This is a genomic window from Halorubrum shenae (genome assembly GCF_051194165.1).
GTDB lineage: Archaea > Halobacteriota > Halobacteria > Halobacteriales > Haloferacaceae > Halorubrum.
This window is the reverse complement of sequence record NZ_JBLZNI010000002.1, coordinates 378,230-399,111: the sequence shown is the minus strand read 5'-3', so window position 1 is coordinate 399,111 and position 20,882 is coordinate 378,230. Positions and strand designations below refer to the sequence as shown.

The 20,882-nt window shown below is 68.8% G+C and carries 21 protein-coding genes and 1 pseudogene; 11 read left to right on the top strand and 11 right to left on the bottom strand.

The features are described 5' to 3' along the window. Positions 1-80 precede the first annotated feature (80 nt). Genes ACNS88_RS04800 through ACNS88_RS04790 form a run of 3 tightly spaced genes read right to left on the bottom strand, consistent with a single transcriptional unit; the run spans position 81 to position 3,624 of the window. Entirely contained in the window at positions 81-878 is a 798-nt protein-coding gene (locus tag ACNS88_RS04800; RefSeq protein WP_435094433.1) for a metallophosphoesterase, read from the bottom strand. Then, positions 878-2,353, bottom strand: coding sequence for an RPA family protein (locus ACNS88_RS04795; protein ID WP_435094431.1), 1,476 nt, complete (start codon positions 2,351-2,353; stop codon positions 878-880). Before ACNS88_RS04795 ends, ACNS88_RS04800 begins: the two co-directional genes overlap by 1 nt. Continuing rightward, positions 2,350-3,624 carry a Single-stranded DNA binding protein gene (locus ACNS88_RS04790; RefSeq protein WP_435094429.1) on the bottom strand — a complete coding sequence of 425 codons (1,275 nt, stop codon included), beginning with the start codon at positions 3,622-3,624 and terminating at the stop codon, positions 2,350-2,352. Before ACNS88_RS04790 ends, ACNS88_RS04795 begins: the two co-directional genes overlap by 4 nt. A gap of 129 nt (positions 3,625-3,753) precedes the next feature. On the opposite strand from ACNS88_RS04790, the gene ACNS88_RS04785 reads away from it, so the two are divergent. Next, entirely contained in the window at positions 3,754-4,089 is a 336-nt protein-coding gene (locus ACNS88_RS04785) for a DUF7510 family protein (RefSeq protein WP_435094427.1), read from the top strand. Between the two features lie 54 nt (positions 4,090-4,143). Here the strand turns inward: ACNS88_RS04785 and ACNS88_RS04780 are convergent, their stop codons facing one another. Both ACNS88_RS04780 and ACNS88_RS04775 read right to left on the bottom strand, forming a co-directional pair. Next, entirely contained in the window at positions 4,144-5,172 is a 1,029-nt protein-coding gene (locus tag ACNS88_RS04780) for a glycosyltransferase family 4 protein (RefSeq protein ID WP_435094448.1), read from the bottom strand. A gap of 158 nt (positions 5,173-5,330) precedes the next feature. Continuing rightward, positions 5,331-5,609: a DNA-directed RNA polymerase subunit L gene (locus ACNS88_RS04775; protein ID WP_435094425.1), complete on the bottom strand. Its 279-nt coding sequence runs from the start codon at positions 5,607-5,609 to the stop codon at positions 5,331-5,333. A 114-nt stretch (positions 5,610-5,723) separates the two neighbouring features. Between ACNS88_RS04775 and ACNS88_RS04770 the strand changes: the two are divergent. Beyond that, a pseudogene (locus ACNS88_RS04770) lies at positions 5,724-5,795 on the top strand (GNAT family N-acetyltransferase); the annotation flags it as partial. 358 nt (positions 5,796-6,153) lie between these two features. Here the strand turns inward: ACNS88_RS04770 and ACNS88_RS04765 are convergent. The 4 genes from ACNS88_RS04765 to ACNS88_RS04750 form a co-directional block, all read right to left on the bottom strand. Further along, on the bottom strand, positions 6,154-6,801 hold the full coding sequence (locus ACNS88_RS04765; protein WP_435094423.1) for a 30S ribosomal protein S3ae: 648 nt from the start codon (positions 6,799-6,801) through the stop codon (positions 6,154-6,156). After that, positions 6,798-7,130 (bottom strand): KEOPS complex subunit Pcc1, encoded by a 333-nt coding sequence (locus ACNS88_RS04760; RefSeq protein WP_435094421.1) that lies wholly within the window; start codon positions 7,128-7,130, stop codon positions 6,798-6,800. Before ACNS88_RS04760 ends, ACNS88_RS04765 begins: the two co-directional genes overlap by 4 nt. Continuing rightward, positions 7,127-8,353: an exonuclease RecJ gene (locus ACNS88_RS04755; RefSeq protein WP_435094419.1), complete on the bottom strand. Its 1,227-nt coding sequence runs from the start codon at positions 8,351-8,353 to the stop codon at positions 7,127-7,129. Before ACNS88_RS04755 ends, ACNS88_RS04760 begins: the two co-directional genes overlap by 4 nt. 119 nt (positions 8,354-8,472) lie before the next feature. Further along, the gene (locus ACNS88_RS04750) at positions 8,473-8,943 is read right to left on the bottom strand and encodes a 30S ribosomal protein S15 (RefSeq protein WP_435094418.1); all 471 of its coding nucleotides are present in this window, start codon (positions 8,941-8,943) and stop codon (positions 8,473-8,475) included. A 380-nt stretch (positions 8,944-9,323) separates the two neighbouring features. Here ACNS88_RS04750 and ACNS88_RS04745 point away from each other — a divergent pair, with 380 nt between their 5' ends. From ACNS88_RS04745 to ACNS88_RS04730, 4 genes are all read left to right on the top strand, one after another. Further along, positions 9,324-10,964 (top strand): Na+/H+ antiporter NhaC family protein, encoded by a 1,641-nt coding sequence (locus tag ACNS88_RS04745; RefSeq protein WP_435094416.1) that lies wholly within the window; start codon positions 9,324-9,326, stop codon positions 10,962-10,964. Beyond that, positions 10,961-11,227: a DUF7513 family protein gene (locus tag ACNS88_RS04740; RefSeq protein ID WP_435094414.1), complete on the top strand. Its 267-nt coding sequence runs from the start codon at positions 10,961-10,963 to the stop codon at positions 11,225-11,227. Before ACNS88_RS04745 ends, ACNS88_RS04740 begins: the two co-directional genes overlap by 4 nt. A 153-nt stretch (positions 11,228-11,380) precedes the next feature. Further along, positions 11,381-12,064, top strand: a complete 684-nt coding sequence (locus ACNS88_RS04735) for a PHP domain-containing protein (protein ID WP_435094412.1) — start codon at positions 11,381-11,383, stop codon at positions 12,062-12,064. A 5-nt stretch (positions 12,065-12,069) separates the two neighbouring features. After that, on the top strand, positions 12,070-13,248 hold the full coding sequence (locus tag ACNS88_RS04730) for an asparagine synthase C-terminal domain-containing protein (protein ID WP_435094410.1): 1,179 nt from the start codon (positions 12,070-12,072) through the stop codon (positions 13,246-13,248). Positions 13,249-13,588: 340 nt separating this feature from the next. Here ACNS88_RS04730 and ACNS88_RS04725 read toward each other — a convergent pair whose 3' ends face one another. Next, the gene (locus ACNS88_RS04725) at positions 13,589-14,275 is read right to left on the bottom strand and encodes a uracil-DNA glycosylase family protein (RefSeq protein ID WP_435094408.1); all 687 of its coding nucleotides are present in this window, start codon (positions 14,273-14,275) and stop codon (positions 13,589-13,591) included. A 338-nt stretch (positions 14,276-14,613) separates the two neighbouring features. Between ACNS88_RS04725 and ACNS88_RS04720 the strand changes: the two genes are divergently transcribed. Further along, positions 14,614-14,787, top strand: coding sequence for a hypothetical protein (locus tag ACNS88_RS04720; RefSeq protein ID WP_435094406.1), 174 nt, complete (start codon positions 14,614-14,616; stop codon positions 14,785-14,787). Positions 14,788-15,270: 483 nt separating this feature from the next. Next, positions 15,271-16,002: an archaeal proteasome endopeptidase complex subunit beta gene (gene psmB / locus ACNS88_RS04715; RefSeq protein ID WP_435094404.1), complete on the top strand. Its 732-nt coding sequence runs from the start codon at positions 15,271-15,273 to the stop codon at positions 16,000-16,002. 105 nt (positions 16,003-16,107) lie between these two features. Here the strand turns inward: psmB and ACNS88_RS04710 are convergent, their stop codons facing one another. Beyond that, the gene (locus ACNS88_RS04710) at positions 16,108-16,929 is read right to left on the bottom strand and encodes a protein sorting system archaetidylserine synthase (protein WP_435094402.1); all 822 of its coding nucleotides are present in this window, start codon (positions 16,927-16,929) and stop codon (positions 16,108-16,110) included. A gap of 138 nt (positions 16,930-17,067) precedes the next feature. Here ACNS88_RS04710 and ACNS88_RS04705 point away from each other — a divergent pair, with 138 nt between their 5' ends. The 3 genes from ACNS88_RS04705 (at position 17,068) to ACNS88_RS04695 (ending at position 20,808) form a co-directional block, all read left to right on the top strand. Next, a complete protein-coding gene (locus ACNS88_RS04705; protein WP_435094399.1) occupies positions 17,068-19,068 on the top strand; it encodes a bacterio-opsin activator domain-containing protein in 2,001 nt (666 codons plus the stop codon). 31 nt (positions 19,069-19,099) lie between these two features. Continuing rightward, positions 19,100-19,546 carry an SRPBCC family protein gene (locus ACNS88_RS04700; protein WP_435094397.1) on the top strand — a complete coding sequence of 149 codons (447 nt, stop codon included), beginning with the start codon at positions 19,100-19,102 and terminating at the stop codon, positions 19,544-19,546. A 125-nt stretch (positions 19,547-19,671) separates the two neighbouring features. Further along, positions 19,672-20,808: an SPFH domain-containing protein gene (locus ACNS88_RS04695; RefSeq protein ID WP_435094396.1), complete on the top strand. Its 1,137-nt coding sequence runs from the start codon at positions 19,672-19,674 to the stop codon at positions 20,806-20,808. Positions 20,809-20,882 lie beyond the last annotated feature (74 nt).

Sequence of the window (20,882 nt, the reverse complement as noted above, 5' to 3'; positions counted from 1 at the left end):
ACTCACTTCGAGTCCGTGTCTGCAAGTCACGTCGTGGAAACGGGAAGCCTCGGGGCTTGACCCCGAGGCGATTCACCCGTTCACACCCGCCGGAAATCGCCGAGCCGCGTTCCGTCGAGGAGGTACGCGTCGCCGGCCGGCAGCGCGTCGGGGAGGAACGGCGCGAGGAACGACTGGCCGTCGACGTTGATCCACGTGCCACCGGAGCGCTCGTTGAACGCGGGGAAGACGACGAGTTCGGGTGGGTCCGCGACGGCATCCGGGTCGGCCTCACCACCTTCTAAGAACGCGTTCGGATCGAGCGTCCCGCGGAGCCACGCGCGCTCCACACGCGAGCCGCCGACCGCGTCCTCCAACCGGACTTGCGGGTGTTCGTGGCCCATACACACCACGTCGGCGTCGAGCAGCCCCGGGTTCGGCCACGTGTGGCCGTGGAGGACGCCGACGCCGGCGGTCGGACCATCCTTCCCCCCGAGCACGCCCCCGCTAGCCCCGATCACGTCGAGATCGTCGGCGAACGCCTCCGCGACCCCGCCGTCGTGGTTCCCCTCGACGAGCGTCATCGGGACGCGGTCGGTAATCGCGCGGATCAGCGCCTCCAGCTCCTCGCGTTCGTCGCCTTCGGGGGCCGCGATCCGATGTGCGAGGTCGCCGAGGACTACCAGTCGGTCGGCGTCGGTCTCGGCGATGAGGTCACAGAGTCGCTCGCGGCGCTCGTCGGCACGGCTGTCGAGTTCGACCCCGCGCTCGTAGCGGAGCCCGACCTCGATGCCGGCGTGTACGTCGGCGACGAGCAGCGCGCGTCGATCGCCGAGGTCGGCCACGGCCGCCGGTTCGCCGACCACCGGCTCGACCGCGGGCGACGCGCCCGACGCCATCAGATCGGCTTGAGCACGCCGTCGCCCGGCTCGTAGCACTTCCCGCTCATCAGCGCGTCTTGGATCGCGTCCTCGACCGCGTCGGCGGCGGCGCCGTGGTCGTCGACGACCGCCTCGACGACCGCCTCGCGGTCGGCGCCGTCACCGTCGTCGAGCGCGTCCATGGCCTCGATAGCGGCGGCTTCGAGGTCGACGTCGTCGGCCGACTCTTCACTCTCTGACTCCGAGTCGGGGGCCGACTCCGCGGCGGCCTCCTCGGTCGGCGACTCCTCCATCCCCTCTGGGTCGGGGACGTCGATGTCGGCCTCGCCCGGCTCGTCGACTTCGCTCCCGGTCGAGAAATCGGTCCCGAACTCCGACTCGATCTCCTCGCGCTCCTCGTCGTCGAGTTCGTACATCTCGTCGGACGCGGGCTCGGTCGACGGCTCGTCGAGGTCGACCTCGGCGTCGTCTCCGCCGGATTCGACGGTTTCGGTGTCGTCCGTCCCGGCGTCGAAGTCGCCGAGCCCGTCGCTCTCGTCGTCGGGCTCCTGGTCGGCGGGCTCGTCGGTGAGCCCGTCGTCGGGCTCGGCCCCAGCGGGTTCCTCGTCGCCTGTCACCGCCGATTCCGGTTCGGAGGCGGGCTCGTCCGGTTCGGAGGCAGGCTCGTCCGGTTCGGAGGCGGGCTCGTCCGGTTCGGAGGCCACCGGCTCGGCTCCCGAGTCTGCCACTCCCTCGTCACCGGTCGACTCCGGCGGCGCCTCGATCGTCACGTCCGTTTCCGGAAGCGCGCCGATCGCGGCCTCGCCGCCCACGTCGGGCGCGATTTCGGGTGCGCGGACCTCGTCGCGGTCGCCGGCGATCAGCTTCAGGGCGTCGACGGCGAGCCGGCGGAGCGCCTCGACGTAGGCGGTCGAGGTGTCGTAGTGAGCGATGGCCTTCGGGACCCCGGCCGCGAGCGACGCGGGCGCGCCGCCGGATTCGAGGGCGATGCGGAGCTCCTCGCCGCGGAGGTCCGAGTCGAGGGCCTTCGCGAAGACGGCGAGCCGGTCGAGGGTGGCCTCCGCGGCGGAGACGACCCATCGGTCGCGGGTGTCGGCGTCGACCGCGTTGAGGCTCTCGGGGCGGACCGAAGTGAACACCCGGTCTGAGTCCTCCGGCTCGAAGGTGCGCGCCTTGCCCGTGAGCGCGACGAACGCCGGCGGCTCGGCGCGTTCGAGGAACGTCTGCGCCTCGGGCTGGTACTGGCCGGCGTAGGTGACGAACGCGCCGGAGGGGTCCACGACCCGCCCGCGGCGCGTCTCGTCGTTCACGCGCTCGACCTCGGTGAGCACGCCCGCGGTAAACAGGCGGTTCACGCGCGCGCCGGTTGGCGTGACCACGTAGTTGGGCGCGCGCTCCTCATCGCTCTCGGAGTACGAGAGTGAGGCGTCGTCGAACTCGGCGGCGAACACCCGGTGAGCGACCTCGCGGGCGCCCGGTCCGTCGTCGCTCATTCGCCCACCTCCGCGAGCGCGGCGCGGGCAGCGTCAGCCGGGTCGTCGTCCGCGAGCACGAACTCGCTCGCGTCGAGGTTGGCGCCGTACTCGTCGACGGAGAGGTTTCCCCGGACGCGGTAGGCGCGCCCGACCAGCGAGTCGGCGATCGCCTCGGCGACAACCTCCTTGTCCATCGCGTCCTTCGCGGCCTCGAGGGCGTCGTCGAGGCCGCCGCCGTACACCTCGGCGGTCAGCTCGTCATCCAAGACGACCGTGACGGTGTCGGTCCCGTCGTCGACGATGGCCTTCACGCGGAGGTCGTCCTCGCCGTCCACATCTCCGTGGCTCCGGCACTGCCCGTTCTGGACGACGCGGCCGCACTCCGGGCAGCGCTCGATGAGCCCGGATCCGTCCCGAATTTCGAGGACGTTGCCGACGACCTCCACGTCGAACATCCCGCCGGAGCCGACCGCCTCGGCAACCGACAGGCGGGGCGCGTCCTCGGCCACCTCGACGGGGTCGGGGAGGGGCGTCACCGTCGAGAACTCGGTGAGGTTGATCGACGGCACGCCGCGGAACTCGCGGACGTACACGTCCTCGATGCGGAGGTCGGTGCCCGCCTCCAGCTCGGAGCGCGGCTGCCAGTCGGTGAACGGGAGCTTCGCGGTCGAGTCACCGACGACGCCTTCCAGGATCTCCGTCTCGCCGTCCCGTCCGGAGATCGTCTTCTCGTCGACCTCCAGCACGCGGACCTCGACGTTTCGGCCGCGGTCGCCCGCGGTAATGTCGACGAGGCTCCGGTCGCCGCCGACCTCGCGGTCGACCTCGACGGGCTCGTCGGCGATGGCGACGGTCGTCGAGTCGTTGAGGTTGAGCTCCGGTTCGCCCTCCCACTCGCGGACGCCGGCGTTACCGATCGTTAGCGAGTCGCCGGGTTCGAACCCGAAGTTCGACCACGCCGTGTATGAGATCACGCCCGTCTCGTCGGCGATCTCCCCCTCGCGGATCGTGAGGTCGTCGCCCTGATACCGGATCGTGCGAGTCCCCTGCGTGAGCACGCGGACGGTGACCGTCACGCCGTCGTTGTCCGTGGTGATCTCGCCCACGTCGACGACGTCGGGTGTCGGGGTCGATCCCCCGCCTCCGCCGCCGTGCTTCCGGCGGACGCTCTGTTTGGCCTCGTCGATCGGGACGCTGTACTCCAGTAGGTTCTGCAGGTCGGCTTTGACCTCCTCTTTGTCGACACCGAGGTCGGAGGCGAGCTCCTCGGCATGGCTGTTGACGTCCATCGGGTCGAGTTTCGACGCGACTGCACAAAAGGGTTCACCACCCCGACCAGCGTTCGGATGCCCCGATCGCGACCGCACTCGTCTCCGACGGCCGGTAGGGATAAACCGTCCCCGTCCGCAACGTGGCGTATGGACGAAATCGATATCGACACGCGCGTCACGGAAGAGCGGACCGTCATCGACGTGACCGGGACTCGCGACATCGCGGTCGTCGTTCGCTCAGCGAGCGGCGAGCGGATCTATCTCCCGCCGGAGGACTTCGACGAGCCCGTGTCGGACTCGCCGTACACATCGCCGTATCAGGGCGGGAGCGGCGTCGACGGCGAGGACAGCCCGTACGGCGGCGGGTCGGGAAGCACTCGGGGCGTGATCGAGACCGCAGAGGGGTTCCGGATCACCCACCCGGAAACCGCCACCGAGTTCGACGTGTACCGCGACGACGACGTGGGCGACGACGAGGAGTAATCGGCGACGGCGGCGACAGAAACGAGTCGAAAGAGATAACCGGTTTCAGGCGCCCTACGCCACGTCTTCGTACACGGCCAGCGTGTCCTCGGTGACGTCCGACCACTCACGACGCTCGTACTCCGGCGGCTGCTCGCGGTCGAGCGCGGTCGTGATCCCGTCGACGATCGACTCCGAGTCGACCTCCACCTCCACGAGACAGCCGTCGGGAAGCACCTCCGCGACGCCCGACCGGGTCGCGACGACCTGCGTTCCGGCCTCCAGCGCCTCGGTGATCGTGATGCCGAACGGCTCCGCGTACGACGGCGAGACGAACGCGTCGGCGGCGGCGTAGTAGTCGCCGAGTTCCGCCTCCGGGACGTAGCCGACGAACTCGACGCGGTCGTCGATGCCGAGCAGCTCGGCGAACCGCTTCAGCTGATCGGTCTGGTGGCCCGACCCGCCGACGACGAGGGTCACGTCGGGCCGGCGGAGCTTCCGCATCGCGTACAGCAGGTGCGAGATCCCCTTCTGGTCGGTGTGTCGACCGACGAAGAACACCATCTCGCCGTCGATTCCGAGGTCCTCGCGCACGTCCTTCCCGGAGAATTCCGGGGTCGAGAAGCCGTTGTACACGACCCGGGAGTCGGCGTCGTACAGCTCCTTGATGTCCTCGCGGACGAGCTCGCTGACCGCGATGTTAGTGTCCGCGGCGTTCGCGAGGCGGCGCTCGGTCTCGACCTCGCGGGTCGGCGGGTCGATGTTGCGGTCGCTCGCCAGCGAGTGGAACGACGACACCCACGTCGCGTCGGACGCGCGGGCGGCCTGTCGACCGGGACCGTACCCGAACCAGTCGTGGGTGTGGATCACGTCGTGGTCGGGCGCGAGCTCTGCGAACCGGTTACTGAGGCGACCGACGCGGTCCGCGACGTCGCCCTCTCCGGTCTCGACGGGCTCGATCCCCGGCTCGTCGTCCGGTGCGAACTCCGCGGGCAACACGAGGGTGGCGTCCACCTCGAAGTCGTCGCGGAGTCCCGAGAACAGTTCACCGACGTGGACGTCGAGCCCGCCGGTGATGTTCGGCGGGTATCCCCATCCCAGCATGAGTACGCTCGGCGGCATACCCCCACGTTTTGGGAGTCGGCACTTAGGTATGCCCCTCGCTCGCGCGTTCGATCCGGAGAGAGGCGTCGGTGAGCGAAAGAGAACGCCAGAGAGCTGTCGGTGAGCGAAAGAGAACGCCAGAGAGGATTCGTGGGTGGTTAGGCCGCCTTCACAGCGTCGCGCAGCGCGCCCGTCCGGTCGGTGATCGACCCGGCGGCGTCGGCGAGCACGTCGAGCGGGTCGCCGGTCTCGGATTTCACCGTCAGGACCGGCTCCGTCTGGCCGCCGGACTGCTCGGGGTTCATGTCGTAGGTCGCGGCCGCGACGTCGTCCGTCTCCAGCAGGACGCCCTTCAGCACGTTCATGAACGTGTGGTCCTCGCCGGCGATCTCGATGCGGAGTTCCGTGTCGGTCTTCTCGATGACCCGCAGTTCCATGTCTTTCGGTTCGCCCGAGGCGCGTTTCAAGGTTTCGTCTCCCGGATCTCGGGGGATGCGGACCCTCCGCAGGGCACGGTAGTCCTTTTAAACAGCGTGGACGCAGTCGGAGGTATGGAGATTCGACGCCTGCCGACCGACGAGGACGCCCTCCGCCGCTACGCCGCCGAGCTGTGGCTCCCCTATTTATAAGTGGTTGGTGGTGGATCGTCGGCGAGCATCTTCAAAGCCCTCAGCCGCTCGCTTATAAATAGCAAACCGCAGATCGGCGGTGAACGCCTCCAAAGCCCCAGCCGCGAGGACTCGCGCGGCTTGCTGTGCTCCTCGCTCACGTTGCTCGCTGCGGTGCTTGCTACGCCGTGCTTCGTCCTCGCGGCTGCCCCTTTGAGTCCCAACCCCGCACCGCACAGCAACCGCACCTCACGCCTCCCCAGCCTCGTCGGCCGGCGCTTATAAGCGCCGGTCGACTCCCTCGCGGTGGTTCGCACCGATGCGCCGCTACGCGGTCAATAAACGGAAAAACTGCGGGTGCGCTCGGCGAGAGTTACTCGTCGGTGTCGACCGCGACTTCGTCGGCGTCGACGTCGACGGCGCTTTCTTCCTCGGCGGCGACCTCGGACGGTCGCGCCTCGAGCGTCAGCTTCTGGACCTCGACGCGGCGCAGCGGGTAGATCAGCTTCGCCTCGCCGTAGATAGCCGACGAGAGGTTCCCCTCGACGACCGCGTCGACGAACGCCTCGAAGGTGCGCTCCTCGGCGGCCGCGTGGACCTTGTCGATCATGACGCGGCGGATCGCCTTCTCCTGTGAGCGATCGGCCTTCTTCGTCGTCAGCGCGACGGGCTGGATGCGGACGCGGTAGTCGTCCGTCGTCAGCACCGTGATCGACGCCTCGATCTTCGAGGCGCCGCGGCGGACGAGCGAGCGCAGGTAATCGCGCGTGAGCTCGTACGTGATGAACTCGGTGTAGGCCGTGTCGCTGCCCACGTCGGTGATCTTGAACGTGAGCTTCGTATTGTTCGCGCCGGAGTCGCCGGTCAGCTCGCCCAGCGTCGTCGTGATCGTGCGGCCGACGACCTGGTCGGGCTCCTCGGCGAGCGTCTCGCCGAGCTCCTGCCGGTCGAACTGTTCGGGCGCCAGTACGGAGTACCAGCGCTTCTGTTCTCTGCTCTTGGATACGGATCGTTCGCTCATGTGTTGGTGTCGGTGTCGCCGTTGGTGTCGGAGCGGCGCGCTCCGTCGTCGGCCGCGAGGTGCGCCCTCGCGCGCTCGACGAGTCGGTCCGCGACGCGTAGGTTCACGACGTGGTCGTCCACGGTCGACTGCAGTCCGCCGGTGGTTGGTCGCTCGACGACGCACTCGATCGCGTCGCCGTCGACGCGGGTGGCCATCGAGTCGGTCTCATCGGGGGCGAGCGCGGCGGCGACGAGGGCGGCGTCGGCGTGGGTCGTCCGGACGGTCGCCGTCCGGGTCGACGCCTCGCTCCGAGCGGCCTCCCCGCTCCGAGCGGCCTCCCCGCTCATAGCGCCTCCCTGAGCGCGGCGAGCGCGCTCGTGATGTCGCCGTCGGTCGCTTCGCTCTCGTCGGCCGCGCCAACCGCGATTCCGCCGCGGTCGGTACTCCCCCAGCCGTCGCCGCCGACCTCGCCGGCCGCCGACCGGCAGGCGTCGCCGAGCCCAAGGGGTTCCGTCGCCGCCACCGCCAGCCGACCCGCGGCCTCGTCGACCGCGACGGCGACGGGCTCCGGCGACCGGAAGTCCCGGGCGAGCCGAGCGATCGTCGGGAGGACGGCGGCCGCGTTGCGCGCGGCGTCTCCGTCCTCACCCTCCCCGTCTTCCGCGAGGTCGACACGCGCGACGAAACAGCCGTCGTACCGGCCGGTCGTCGCGCCGTCGAGGGCGCGGTGCGCGGCGAGTCCGTGGGTGCGCCATGCGTCGAGCGCGGCGGTCCGAAGCGCGCCGCTCGGATCGTCGGCGAGCGCCAGCGCGACCCCCGTGCCGGGAGCCTCGCGAGCGAGCGCGTCGAGCACGTCGGCGTAGCCGCCGACCGTCTCGAACAGCGCCGCATCTCCGGCCGTCGCGTACGGGCGGAGCGCGCGCTCGACCGCCGAAGCGGCTCGCTCGCTCGCGCCCTCGGCGTCCGCGACGTCGACGGCGACCAACGACGCGAGTCGCCGGTGCGCGTCGTCGTCGAGGTCCGCCGGGAGCCCGAGATCTGCGAGCGCCGCGCGCGCGGCCTCGGGGTCACCGGAGTAGGGCGTCCGGGCGAGCGTCGAGGCCGCGAGCCCGTCTGCCAAGTCGGCGGTCGGGAGCGCGACGCCGGGTCGCCGGTGGACGCGGTCCGAGCGTTCGGCCGCCTCCAGCGCGTCACCCGAGCCGTCCGTGCCGGGCACGGAACCCGCCGCGACGACGCCCGCGAGGGCGACGACCGGATCGGGGTCGGCGCCGAGTGCGCGCGCTATCGCGAACGCGTCCGTGCTCGCCGGGCGCCCGAGGCCGGAAATCGCGTGCGGGCCGCGGTCCGCGCCGATGCTCACGGCGACGGCGTCGTCGCCGGCGTCGGGAAGCGGATCGCGGGACACGCGGACCTGGAACGGCGTGCCGAGCGTCCGGAGCGCCCGTGCGAGCAGCCCCGCGGCTGCGACTGCGTCGCCGTCGTCGGTCGCGACGAGCCGAACGAACGGCGCGTCCGCGAGGACGCCGGCGAGGGCGTCGGGGGCGGGCGTGGCGGATGTGGCTTCGGTCATTCGGTGGGTGCGGTCGTGTGGTGTGATCGTGGGTCGATTCGTCGTGGGTCGATGCGTCGGTGCGTCGCGTCGGTTCGTCGCGACCTACTGTCGCGTCGGTCGGTTGCCTGTCGGAGTCGCTACTCGTCGTCGATGAGTTCGGCGGCGTACTCGTGGGTGTACGTGAACTCCTCGTCGATCTTGTCGCCGCGGTAGTAGTTCGCGAGGCGGCGGATCTTCGACTCCGTGTTCTGGAGCGCGCGCTTGTTCTGGTGGTCCTGTCCGTTCTCCGCCATGTGCTCGCGCAGGCGGACAGCCTGGGTCATCAGGTTGTAGAGGTCCTCGGGGAACTCCGGCTCCGCGTCGTGCTCGTCGAGGATCTCGGTGAGCTTCTTACCGGTTGCCAGCTTCACGTCGGGCACCGGAACGCCCTTGACGCCCTCGTCACGGAGCTTGAGTCCGATGACGCTGGGGTCGTGGCCCTGCTCCGCCAGTTCGACGACGCGGGACTCGATGTCCTCGACGTCGACGTCGCTCCACTCCGGGTTCTCGTCCGTCGCCGGCTTGTCCGAACCGGACGAACCGCGACGGCGCGTGTGCATTCGTGCCATTGTGTATCTGATTGGAACGGCACAACCGCAACGTGACCGCGACTCCGCGCGACGCGGCTGACGGACGGCTCGCAGGTGCGAGCGATCCGACCGGACGGCCCGCGCAAGCGGACGGCCCGACCGCGACGCCGGAGGCGTCGGCGCACTGCTACATTCCCAAGCCGCGGGCGAAAAGGCCCCGGCGCGTCGGATCTGCAGCTGTGCTGTTCCCGTGTGTGAGGTCAATGCCGGGGTCCTTAAGGGTGTTCTTGTGAGCTGCTCGGGTTGGCTCCGGGGACGCAAATCGGTGACGCGAGCGGGAGTGAGACGCGAAGCGCCGACAGAACCAGGACACGAGGGTTTAGGTAGGTCGTCGATGACCGGGCGCGTGGGGAAGATACATGGACGAGCCATCCGACGAAGACCCGATTGATCGGACCCGCGACCAACCACCAGACTGCGGCCCGTCAGGCGACGGTCAGCCGGACCGGTGCGGTCCCGGTGCGTCCGAGAGTAGGCTTGCGACCGACGGCGGTCTCAGCGCCGACGCCGAGACAGGGACCGACTCGGAGCCGCGAATCACGTTCTACGGCGGGAAGTGGATGAGCACGGTCCCGCTCGCGTTCTTCATCGTCTGGGCGGTTTTCCAGAGCGGCGTCCTCAGAATCGGCAGTACTGACGGGCTGGTGATCGGGGCGCTGATCGGGACGATCCTCGGGATGTTCTTCGCGCGCGGCGACTGGAAGGCGTACGCCGACACTATCTTCGAGGGGATGACCCAGCGCGTCGCCGCGACGGCGATCGTCGCGTGGCTGTGGGCCGGCATGTTCGCCGCGACGCTGCAGGTCGGCGGGTTCGTCGAGGGGCTCATCTTCGCTGCCGACGCCTTGAACGTCGGTGCTTCGACGTTCCCGGCGGCCGCGTTCGTCCTCTGTGGCCTCCTCGCGACCGGGATCGGGACGGGATACGGCGCCACCGTCGCGTTCGTGACCCTCTTTTTCCCGGCCGGCGTCCTCATCGGCGCGAACCCCGTGCTACTCTTCGCCGCGATCTTATCGGGCGCCGTCTTCGGCGACAACCTCGCGCCCGTGAGCGACACGACGATCGTGAGCGCGGTGACCCAAGACGCCGATATCGGCGGCGTCGTCGCCTCGCGGTTTAAATACGCCATCGTCGCTGCGGTGCCCGCGTTCATCGCGTACCTGATCATGGGCTCGGTGCTGTCGGGCGCGAGCCTCGAAGGGTCGGTCGCGCTCCGCGAGACGGCGACTGCCCCCGGGCTGGTCCACCTGATCTCGATGGGCGTCGTCATCGCGACGGCGGTCGCGGGCCGACACATCGTCGAGGCGATCTCGTGGGGGATCGTGGTCGCCGTCGCGTTCAACCTCGCCTTCGGGCTCTCGGCGGTGAGCGACATTCTCGTGTTCACCGTGACCGAGGCCGGGACGTTCACCTCGCTGCCGTTCGTCGCGGTCGGCGAGACCGCGGGCGTGGGCGGGAGCCTGTACTCGGGTGCGATCGGCTTCTTCCCGCTCATCGTGTTGACGCTGCTTATCGTGTCGATGGCGCAGATCATGATCCGCGGCGGCGGCTTCGAGGCCATCCAAGAGTTCCTCCTGAACTCGGTCGCGACCAACGTCCGCCGGGCCGAACTGACGATGGTCCTCGGCACGGCGACGATCAACGGGATGATCACGATCAACACCGCCGCGGAGATCGCGATCGCGCCGTACATCGCGCGGATCGGGGAGAAGTTCAACATCAACGGCTACCGGCGGGCGAACATCCTGGACGCGAACACCTCCGCGCTCGGGTACATCTTCCCGTGGGCCGGCGGCGTCCTCGTCGGGTATCAGGTGATGGTCGGGCCAGAGGGGCTCGGCGCCCAGTACGGCCCCGAGATGGTCGTCAACCCAATCGAGGTCGTGCCGTACGTATTCCACGGCTGGTTCCTCGTGATCGTCTTCCTGATCGCCGCGATCACCGGGTTCGGACGGGAGTACATTCCCGACCGGCCGTCCGAGGAGGTGTCGCGCGCATGAGCCGCCTCGACAAGTTCTTCGCCGGGCTGGAGTTCCGGAGCTCGACCCCCGACTACGCCCCCGGCGACGTGATCGAGGTGATGGTCACCGGCGACGAGGGCGGGGCGGCCGTCGCCCGCGTCGGCGACTCGACGCTCCGTATCGAGGACGCGCCGGGCGACGCCGTAAACACCCGCGTGCTGGTCGCGGTCGAGACGTGGGACGAGTCGAGCCATCGAGGGACCGGGACGTACCGGGAGACGGTCGGCAAAAGCGCGTTCTGATTAGTCCGTGAGGTGTCGTTTTTTCGAAGTCGTTGATGACAGGTCGCTGGTGAGTTCCGCCGAACCCCCAGCCGCGAGGACTCGGTGCGGTCGCTGCGATCCGAACAGCCGCGGACCGGGGTGCTTTTGAAGACCACGCCCGAACCTGAGCGCGTGTTATCGGTCGAGCTGCACACGCACTCCGCGCTGTCCTACGACGGGCGCGACCCGGTCGACCTCCTCTTGGAACAGGCGGCGGCGGTCGGGCTGGACGCGCTCGCGATCACGGACCACGACGAGATCGACGCCAGCATCGAGGCGGCCGAGAAGGCCCCCGATTACGGGCTCGTCGGTATCGTCGGCATGGAGGTGACGAGCGCGGCGGGTCACGTCCTCGCGTTCGGCATCGACGAGCGCGTCGAGAGCGGGCTCCCCTATGATGAGACGCTCGACAGAATTCGCGGTCAGGGCGGGATCGCGGTCGTTCCTCACCCCTTTCAGAAGTCCCGCCACGGCGTCGCCGCCCACATCACCGACGAGCAGCTGGCGAGCGCTGACGCCCTCGAAGTGTACAACTCCCGGCTGTTCACCGGACGCTCGAACCGACAGGCCGAGAAGTTCGCGATCCGAAACCGGATCCCGATGACCGCCGGCAGCGACGCCCACATCTCGGAGATGGTCGGCCAGGCCGTGACCGAGGTCGGCGCCGACGACCGCTCGGCCGAAGCGATCCTGGACGGCATCGCCGACGGTCGGACCAGCGTCGTCGGGAAGCGAACCCCGTGGCGCGTCTCGCTCCGTCAGTTCGGCGGCGGTGCCAAGCGTCGCGCGCTCCGCGCGCTGAACGCGTTCCGCTGACCACGATGACGGGCTCTCGCTCTTCCGACCTGCGCGGCGCGCCGCCCGATCGCGTCCGCGACGCCCTCAGCGACGCCGACTCTCTCTCCGGCGGACGCGGGTTCGCCGGGCTCCTTCACGACCCACCGAACCGAGAGGGACCAGTTCTCGTCCGAGACGTGCTCGGCCGCCAGCCGCTGTTCGTCGAGAAACGCGCCGTCGATCCGGCGTCCGGCGTGGCCCCGACCGACCCCGGCGCGTGGAGCTTCGACCGGACCGACCTCGGCGAGCCGGAACCGGCCCCGGCCGGGACCGTCACGTCACGCGCGGGGACCGAGCGCGTCTGGTCGCTTCCGGCCGAGGAGGCGGTCGATCCGGAGCGTGGACAGGGCGCGGTCGACCGGGCGCTCGACGCCGCGCTCGGGGATATCGACGCGGGTTGCGATGCGGGAGCGGACGGAGACGACCTCGCGATCGCCTTCTCCGGCGGCGTCGACTCCGGGGTTGTCGCCGCCGCGGTCCCGGACGCGCCGTGTTACGTCGCCGGCTTCGAGGGGTGTCACGACGTCGAGGCCGCCCGCGAGGCCGCCGCCGCGATGGAGCTGGACCTCCGCGTCGTCGAGATTTCTCACGACGGCCTCGTACGCGCGACCCGCGAGGTCGCCGCCGCGACCGGCCGGCGAAACCCGATGGATATCGCGATCGCGGTCCCGCTGTACCTCGTGGCAGAGGCGGCCGCGGCCGACGGGGTCGGCCGGCTGGCGGTGGGACAGGGCGCGGACGAGCTGTTCGGCGGCTACAGCAAGGTCGCCGACCCCGTCGGCGACGACCGCGTTGCGGCAGAGACGGTGCGAGGCGCGCGGACCGAGACCGTTCGGACGCTCCCGAACCAGCTTGAACGCGACGTGCTCGCGCTCCGGGCCGCCGGGGTCGAGCCGGTCGCGCCGTTGCTCGACGACCGACTCGTCGCGGCCGCGCTCGCGCTGCCGGGCGAACTGCTCGCGAGTGACGGCGAGCGCAAGGTCGCGCTCCGGCGGGCAGCGACCGATCGTGTACCCGAGTCGGTCCGGACGGCGGACAAGAAGGCGGTCCAGTACGGGACCTACGTCTCCCGTGAACTCGACCGACTCGCGCGGCGGGCGGGGTTCAAGCGGCGCATGGACGACCACGTCGGGCAGTACCTCGACGCGCTGCTGGCGGAGTGATAGCGGGGACCATGCGGCACAAAAACGGCCCGTGAGGGCCGATGCTGACCAAGCCGCCGTATGGAGTACCAGTCCTACGGCCGACGCCCGATCGGTCGGGCGTCTACTGACGAATGACGGTGACCGGTATAAAATTCAGGGAGTAGTGACAAATATGACAGCAGCGACCCGCGAATGAATGACGTTCGAACACAAATATCGTGAGTTCATCCCGAACGGCCCGATCGGAACCGCGTAGACGCGTCGGAACCGCACATCCATCAGACGGCGGATCGGATCGAGGGGGGCCGACGGCACGGACCGCCGCGACAGGCGATGGCGGTCCGCGCTTCGCGGCGCGTCACCTAACGAGGTACGGGTCGCTGCCGGCGATGAAGCGTCCGAGGTCGCTCTCACGGCGGAAGTCCGTCGATTGGAGCGTTCGGAGCGCCGCAGCGAGCCGGTCCCCGTCGTCTCCGGTCCACTCGGCGGGGTCTTTGATCGGGACGACGAGCCATCCGGAGCCGAGCAGCTCCTCGGCGTGGAGCGCGTCCATATCGATCGCCGTCTTGTGCGCCCGCGACGTGTACTGCCGGAGGACGTGGTCGGTCGCTCGGGCGCCGACCGGGAGGAGGACGTGGGCCGCGATCGCTCGGAGCTCCGCGTCGAAGAACCGCTCCATGTCGTCGTACGACGCCTCGTCCGGGACGCCGTCGGCGACGCACATGTGAAGGTACGAGAAGAACGTCCGATCGGCGACGATCGGGTCGAGCCTCCCGGTTTCGTCTGTCGGATCGTCGGTGGTCGCGTCGTCGAACCCGACTGCATCGAACCCCGCGATCAGCCCGCTGTCGACCAGCGCGGAAAGGAACCTGTCCGACCACGGCTCGCCGGTGAACGGGACGCCGGCGTCGACGCCGCCGTGGACACCGGGGCGGTCGCCGATCACGTGGAAGTCGGCGTTGGCGTCGCCGTAGCCGGAAACGAACGACCCGCAGTCCGGGTGCATTCCGAACGGGTTCCGCGTTTTTTCCGTAACGTTCTGCACGTCGTGCGGTAGGCAATGGACCAGTATATCGCGTTCGGTCCGGGACGATCGGCCGCGGCGGTGCATCGGGAATGCCACGGACCCCGTGACGCTAGACAACACGGCACACTGCTCGACGACGGCCCGAACGCGAAGCGCACGAGCCACGGCGGATTCGCATAAGTTATGGAAACGAGCCGTGTTCGCCTCACCGTCGATATACAGCGATCGCCGGATCGGGTTAAATACTTCAGGAATGTTAATCAACGATCGAAAAACGCATGACTGCGGCCGCATTGGGTCGGGGAGCTGGACAAAAAGTATATATACTCACCACGGTTCCGGTCGCTCGAAGACCCATGTTCGACCGCATCCACACGGCAGCTCTCTTCGGGCTGCACCAGGCGACCGTCGCAGCCGGGATCTCGCTGTTCCCAGTAGCCGTCTTCGCCCGTAAGCGACTCGGCGTCAACGTCCCCATCGGCCGGCTCGTCGAGACCACCGGCGAGGTGTACGAGGCCACCGAGGAGTGAACGTACTGGCGGCGTTGTGATCGTTCCGTTTTCAAGACGGTTCGTTTCGGAAAGTGCTCCCTTCGTTGGAGCGTCAGCGTTTCGACGCCGGTCGGGATTTATAAGTAGTTACCGGCGGATCGACGGTGGACACTTCCAAAGCCCCAGCGGCTTTGAGTCTCACCCGACCGCAACCGTACGGCACCTCGCGCCTCCCCAGCCTCGTCGGACCGGCGCGGCTGCGCCGGTCCGACTCCCTCGCGACTCCCCCGCGGGCCGGTGGCCCGCTCGGAGGCACGCCACCGCAGCCGGTCTGAAGCGAATGGGTCGCGTGAGATAGCAGAGACGCCGAAACAGACGCTGTCTCGCCGATACACCCTCGTACTGTGTATCCGATTATTTATAAGCGATATTTAAGAGATTCCCCACGCATAGACCCGTCGGAACCGGCGGTCGGTCCCCGAAGGGTTGCCTTTATCAGCGCGCCGAGCCAACGAACGTTCAATGCGAACACCGACTGGCGACCTCTCTGACGGACCGGCCGAGGAGTTAGGCCGCGATCAGCCCGTCTTCGGACCGGAGATCGGCGAGTTCGAACACAGCGAACGCCGCGCGGCGCAGGCCGACGGCGAGGGCGAGATGAAAACCGGCACCACGACGGTCGGCATCAAGACCGCCGACGGCGTCGTGATGGCGACGGACATGCGCGCCTCACTCGGCGGGATGGTCTCCTCGAAGGACGTCCAGAAGGTCGAGGAGGTCCACCCCCGCGGCGCGCTGACCATCGCCGGCTCCGTCTCCGCCGCCCAGAACCTCATCTCGACGCTGAAAGCCGAAACGAGCCTCTACGAGACGCGCCGCGGCAAGGACATGTCCATGGAGGCGCTGTCGACGCTCACCGGGAACCTTCTCCGCTCCGGCGCGTTCTACATCGTCCAGCCGATCCTCGGCGGCGTCGACGACGAGGGCGCTCACATCTACTCCATCGACGCCCTCGGCGGCACCACCGAGGAAGAGTACACCGTCACCGGCTCCGGCTCGCAGTACGCCCTCGGTGTCCTCGAACAGGAGTACCACGACGAGGTGACCGTCGACGAGGCGACCGAAATGGCCGCGAAGGCGATCCAGTCCGCCGTCGAGCGCGACCTCGCGTCCGGCAACGGGATCAACGTCGCCGTCGTCACCGACGATGGCGTCGACATCACCCGCTACAAGGACTTCGACGACCTCTTATAAGCCGTTCCGGGGTACGTCCCCGAACTCGTTCTGCGGTCCGTTTCGATCAGTTCCGACCCGCTCCGTTCGGTTCGACCCGTTCCCGCCCCGTGACGCGATGACGGCCTAGGCGCCGCTGTCTTCGACGGCGTCGGTGTCGGTCGCGCTGGTCCCGCCCTCAGCGTCCGTCACGTCGGTTGCGTCCTCAGTGTCCCCCGCGTCTTTCGGCGGTCGGATCCCGTCCCCCCAGTAGAACCGCGGTCCGAGGACGAGGTAGCCGACGGAGAGGAACAGCAGCGCGAACGCGAATCCCTCGCCGATCCACGCCGGGAGGAGATCCGTGACCATGTGACCGAGCGGGGTGAGTATCACCGCCGCCTGCACGACGCCCATCACGAGCGCGTCCTGGGCGTGGAGATCGGGGTACGTGACCGTCGATCCCATCAGTAGGGCGAAGGCCGCGGTCGCCGCGACGAGCAGCGCGGGGGCGGTGTAGCCCGCGATGACGGCCGCGGCGAGTACCGTGGCCGCCAGCGTCGTCGGCACGCCCACCGTCTCGCGCTCGTCGGCGTCGTACGCCGTGTACATCCCGAGTCTGGCGACTGCCATCGAGACGAACAGCCCCCCGACGGCGACGCCCGCGGCGACGAATATCGGGTCGGCAGCGAACGACCGCGTGTCGAGGAGGACGAACGACACGAGCGCGGCGGGCGCGACCCCGAACGAGGCCACGTCGGCCAGCGAGTCGAGGTACGGCCCGGCGTCGGTCGATCCGCGATGACGCGCCACGACCCCGTCAAGTCCGTCCGCGACCGCGGCGAGCAGGATGAGGCGGGCCGCGAGCCGAGGGTCGACGGCGGCAGCGACGACCGCGAGGAAGCCGACCGCCGCGTTCGCCACCGTCACCGCGTCCGCGAGCCCGAGCCGCCCGACGAACCGCAAATGCATACGGGATCGGTCGCCGAGCCGGGGTTTAGGGTTTGTTATCTCCGTTACACCGTTCGCTCCCGTCCCCTGTCTCTGACGGTCGTCCGCGCGCCGATTCATCGACACCACGCTTAATCCTGCAGACGATCATTGAATGGTATGTCGTCTCTTCGAGCCCTCCTGGTGTATCCGGCGGACGGAATCGGGCCGATCGAATCCGCGTTCGACGCGGCCGGGTTCGACGTGACGACGGCCCACACCGCGACCGCTGCGGTCGCCGAGGCGGTCACGACGGCGTACGACTGCGTCGTGAGCGAACACGCGCTCCCCGGCGACGACGGCGTCTCGCTGGCGGAAGCGATAACCGACGCGGACCTGTCGGTCCCCGTCGTGCTGTTCACCGCGGACGACGACGAGGCGCGCGCGGCCGGCGCCCTCGAACGCGGCGCCGCCGAGGTCCGTCACAAGGACGGTGCCGGATCGATCGAGCGGTTGGTGTCGGACGTTTTGGCCCGCTGTACCGAGGGTTCCCAGTCGGACGCGCAACGGGACGTTTCGGCCCGCAAGCCGTCCGCGACGGAGGTGAAGCGGGCGGCGGCCGAGTCGCCTGCCGGCGTCGACGGTGGCGACCCGGAGCGCTCCGACCACCCGGTCGCGTACGCCGACGGCGCCCGGGTCGAGCAGACGGGATATCCGACCGAGGAGCCCCCCGACCGGAATCCGCGATTCCTCCAGAGACCGGGAACGGATCCGGAAACCGTCGAGCGGGTCGCGGAGGCGGACGCGGAAACCGAAGAGATTACCGCCGAGATCCGCGACGACCGCCGCAACGGGACACCGCTGTGGAACGACCTCACGGTCGCGCCGGTGTACGACGACGAGGGCGAGATCGCTCGCTACGTCGGGGTTGAAACCGACGCGAGCGACCGAGAGAACGCGGAGCGGCTCGCCGAGGAACGCGCCGAGAAGCTCGCGAGCGAACGACAGGCGCTCGACCGGGTGCTCGAGCGTGTGAACGGCCTCCTCAGCGAGATCACGCGGATCCTCGTCGAGGGCGAAGATGCCGAATCGATCGCCGAGCGCATCTGTGAGGAGATCGCCACCGAACAAGGGTACGCCGGCGCCTGGATCGCCGAAATCTCGTCGGCGACCGGTCAGCTCGACATCACCGCTTCGAGCGGCGCCACGGTCGAACCGGGAACCGCGATTCCGATCGACGACGTTCCGCCGGCGGTCCGGCAGGCGGCCGAGACCAACGAGGCGACGGAGTGTACTGCGGTGAACGGGTCCGACGCGCATCTCGCTCCCAACGCGGTCGGCGGCTGCCGGCTGGTCATCGCGCCGGTCACGTACGGGGACCGTCGATACGGGCTCCTCGGGATCTACGGCGACGAGGAGGACCCGCTCGGTCCCCGAGAGCAGCGGGTGTGCGAGTCCGTCGGGAAGATGATCGCAAACGGGCTCCACTCGGTCGAAACCGCCCGGATCCTCACCACGGACCACGTCGTGGAACTCCGTGTCGAGATCGACGACCCCTCGTTCTCGCTGTCGCGGATCGCGGCCGCCCTGGGCGGGACCGTCGAGCACCTCGGAACGACCCGACTCGACGACGCCTGCGAGCTGTATGTCCACGTCGAGTCGCCCGATTCCGGTGTCGACGCCGTCGACGACCTCCCGTTCGTCGAGACGGTTCGCTCCGTCTCGGCCGATGACGAGCATCTCACCGCGGCGGTCACGCTGACTGACGCGCCGCCGCTGACGCGGCTCGCCGAGTACGGGGTCGTCGTGGTAGCGGTCGCAGCCAGCGCGGAGGGCGCGGACGTGACGCTCGAAGCGCGGCCCGAGCAGGACGTGAGACGAGTGCTCGACGTGTTCCGGGCGGAGTACGAGGGCGTGACGCTCTGGTCGCGGTCCGAGCGCGAGAGCCGCGACCGGAGCCTGACGGAGTTCGCGGCCGCCGTTGACGACCAACTCACCGACAGACAGCGGACGGCACTGCGGACCGCGGAGCTGAACGGGTACTTCGAGTGGCCTCGACCGGTCGACGGCTCGGAGATCGCCGAGCAGATGGGAATCACCAGACAGACGCTCCACCAGCACCTGCGGGCGGCCGAGCGGAAGCTCGTCGAGGCGTACGTCAACCCCCGCTCAAACGAATGACCCGAGCGACGACAACCGGAGACGGTGACGTATGAGCGACGATCCGTTCGCCGCGAGCGACGCGATCGCCGTCGCGGCCGATCCCGAGACCGTGTTCGCGTTCCTCGACGACCCGGAGAACCACGCGGCGATCACGCCCGGGCTCACTGACGTGAGAGACGTCGAACGGCTGCAAAACGGCGGGAAACGCCTCTCGTACACCTACCGAATGGCTGGAGTCGAGGTCGACGGCCAGATCGTCCAGACCGTCTACGATCCGCCCGAGTGCCACGTATTCGAACTCCGGGGGCGGCTCGCCGGGACCATCGATCTCCGACTCGCGCCCGTCAAGGGTGGAACGGAGCTGACGTACGCCGCGACGTACGATCTACCGAAAAATGCGTTCACGAAGGTCGGCGCGCCCGTGATACGCCGGTTCAACGAGCGTCAGCTCCGTGTGGCGCTGGAGAACGTCGCGGCACGGTTCGACGAGGGCTGAGACGCGTCCGGCGAGGGCGTTGCGGGAGGAGAGAATTCGGGGCGTCGCGCGACGTCAGCGGGACGGTGAATCGGTGTGACCGCCGCCGGGCGAACTATTAAGCGTCCGATGCTCCAAAGATAGGTATGAATCCAATTCCCCTCCAACTCGGTTTCGGCCTGGTGAGCGTCGGGCTGCTCTTCCTGCTGCTTGTGGTCATCACGCTCTGGCAGTCCTTCGAGATCGTCGACGCATACGAGAAAAAGACGCTCACGGTGTTCGGCGAGTACCGAAAGCTGCTCGAACCGGGTATCAACCTCATCCCGCCGTTCGTCTCTCGCACGTACCCCTTCGATATGCGGACCCAGACCCTCGACGTTCCCCGCCAGGAGGCGATCACGCGGGACAACTCGCCGGTGACGGCGGACGCCGTCGTCTACATCAAGGTGATGGACGCGAAGAAGGCGTTCCTCGAAGTGGACGACTACAAAAAGGCCGTCTCGAACCTCGCGCAGACCACGCTCCGCGCCGTCCTCGGCGACATGGAGCTCGACGACACGCTGAACAAACGGCAGGAGATCAACGCGAAGATCCGCAAGGAACTGGACGAGCCGACCGACGAGTGGGGGATCCGCGTCGAGAGCGTCGAGGTCCGCGAGGTCAACCCCTCGAAGGACGTCCAGCAGGCGATGGAGCAGCAGACCTCCGCCGAGCGTCGCCGCCGGGCGATGATCCTCGAAGCGCAGGGGGAACGCCGCTCCGCGGTCGAGCAGGCGGAGGGTGACAAACAATCGAATATCATCCGCGCACAGGGTGAAAAGCAGAGCCAGATCCTCGAAGCGCAGGGTGACGCCATTTCGACCGTCCTCCGCGCCCGCTCCGCCGAGTCGATGGGCGAGCGCGCCATCATCGAGCGCGGCATGGAGACCTTAGAGGAGATCGGCAAGGGCGAATCCACGACGTTCGTGCTCCCGCAGGAACTCACCAGCCTCGTCGGCCGCTACGGCAAGGCGCTCTCCGGCTCCGACGTGCAGGAGATGGAGGGCCTCGAGGGGAACGAGTTCGACGACGACACCCGGAAGATGCTCGGGCTCGACGACATCGACGAGATCCTCGGCCAGATCGAGGAGTCCGCGGAGATGGACGTCGAGGAGCTCGAGAAGGAGGCCGAGGCGGTCAAGGCGGGCGGCGCCGGCGCGGATATCAAGTCGGCCAACGAAGTCATCCAAGAGATGGACGAGGAGACCGCCGACGGCGACGTGGAGACCGAACGCGAGAGCTGACGGACCGGACTCGCTCGCTCCGGCGACGGCGCCAACCGAAGGACCTCCGGCGGCGACGACGCGAACCGTTCCGC

What these genes read in the sequence shown, in the direction of transcription:
- ACNS88_RS04800 (WP_435094433.1), bottom strand. Translation starts at nt 878, where the DNA reads ATGGCGTCGGGCGCGTCGCCCGCGGTCGAGCCGGTGGTCGGCGAACCG.
- ACNS88_RS04795 (WP_435094431.1), bottom strand. Translation starts at nt 2,353, where the DNA reads ATGAGCGACGACGGACCGGGCGCCCGCGAGGTCGCTCACCGGGTGTTC.
- ACNS88_RS04790 (WP_435094429.1), bottom strand. Translation starts at nt 3,624, where the DNA reads ATGGACGTCAACAGCCATGCCGAGGAGCTCGCCTCCGACCTCGGTGTC.
- ACNS88_RS04785 (WP_435094427.1), top strand. Translation starts at nt 3,754, where the DNA reads ATGGACGAAATCGATATCGACACGCGCGTCACGGAAGAGCGGACCGTC.
- ACNS88_RS04780 (WP_435094448.1), bottom strand. Translation starts at nt 5,172, where the DNA reads ATGCTGGGATGGGGATACCCGCCGAACATCACCGGCGGGCTCGACGTC.
- ACNS88_RS04775 (WP_435094425.1), bottom strand. Translation starts at nt 5,609, where the DNA reads ATGGAACTGCGGGTCATCGAGAAGACCGACACGGAACTCCGCATCGAG.
- ACNS88_RS04765 (WP_435094423.1), bottom strand. Translation starts at nt 6,801, where the DNA reads ATGAGCGAACGATCCGTATCCAAGAGCAGAGAACAGAAGCGCTGGTAC.
- ACNS88_RS04760 (WP_435094421.1), bottom strand. Translation starts at nt 7,130, where the DNA reads ATGAGCGGGGAGGCCGCTCGGAGCGGGGAGGCCGCTCGGAGCGAGGCG.
- ACNS88_RS04755 (WP_435094419.1), bottom strand. Translation starts at nt 8,353, where the DNA reads ATGACCGAAGCCACATCCGCCACGCCCGCCCCCGACGCCCTCGCCGGC.
- ACNS88_RS04750 (WP_435094418.1), bottom strand. Translation starts at nt 8,943, where the DNA reads ATGGCACGAATGCACACGCGCCGTCGCGGTTCGTCCGGTTCGGACAAG.
- ACNS88_RS04745 (WP_435094416.1), top strand. Translation starts at nt 9,324, where the DNA reads ATGGACGAGCCATCCGACGAAGACCCGATTGATCGGACCCGCGACCAA.
- ACNS88_RS04740 (WP_435094414.1), top strand. Translation starts at nt 10,961, where the DNA reads ATGAGCCGCCTCGACAAGTTCTTCGCCGGGCTGGAGTTCCGGAGCTCG.
- ACNS88_RS04730 (WP_435094410.1), top strand. Translation starts at nt 12,070, where the DNA reads ATGACGGGCTCTCGCTCTTCCGACCTGCGCGGCGCGCCGCCCGATCGC.
- ACNS88_RS04720 (WP_435094406.1), top strand. Translation starts at nt 14,614, where the DNA reads ATGTTCGACCGCATCCACACGGCAGCTCTCTTCGGGCTGCACCAGGCG.
- psmB (WP_435094404.1), top strand. Translation starts at nt 15,271, where the DNA reads ATGCGAACACCGACTGGCGACCTCTCTGACGGACCGGCCGAGGAGTTA.
- ACNS88_RS04710 (WP_435094402.1), bottom strand. Translation starts at nt 16,929, where the DNA reads ATGCATTTGCGGTTCGTCGGGCGGCTCGGGCTCGCGGACGCGGTGACG.
- ACNS88_RS04705 (WP_435094399.1), top strand. Translation starts at nt 17,068, where the DNA reads ATGTCGTCTCTTCGAGCCCTCCTGGTGTATCCGGCGGACGGAATCGGG.
- ACNS88_RS04700 (WP_435094397.1), top strand. Translation starts at nt 19,100, where the DNA reads ATGAGCGACGATCCGTTCGCCGCGAGCGACGCGATCGCCGTCGCGGCC.
- ACNS88_RS04695 (WP_435094396.1), top strand. Translation starts at nt 19,672, where the DNA reads ATGAATCCAATTCCCCTCCAACTCGGTTTCGGCCTGGTGAGCGTCGGG.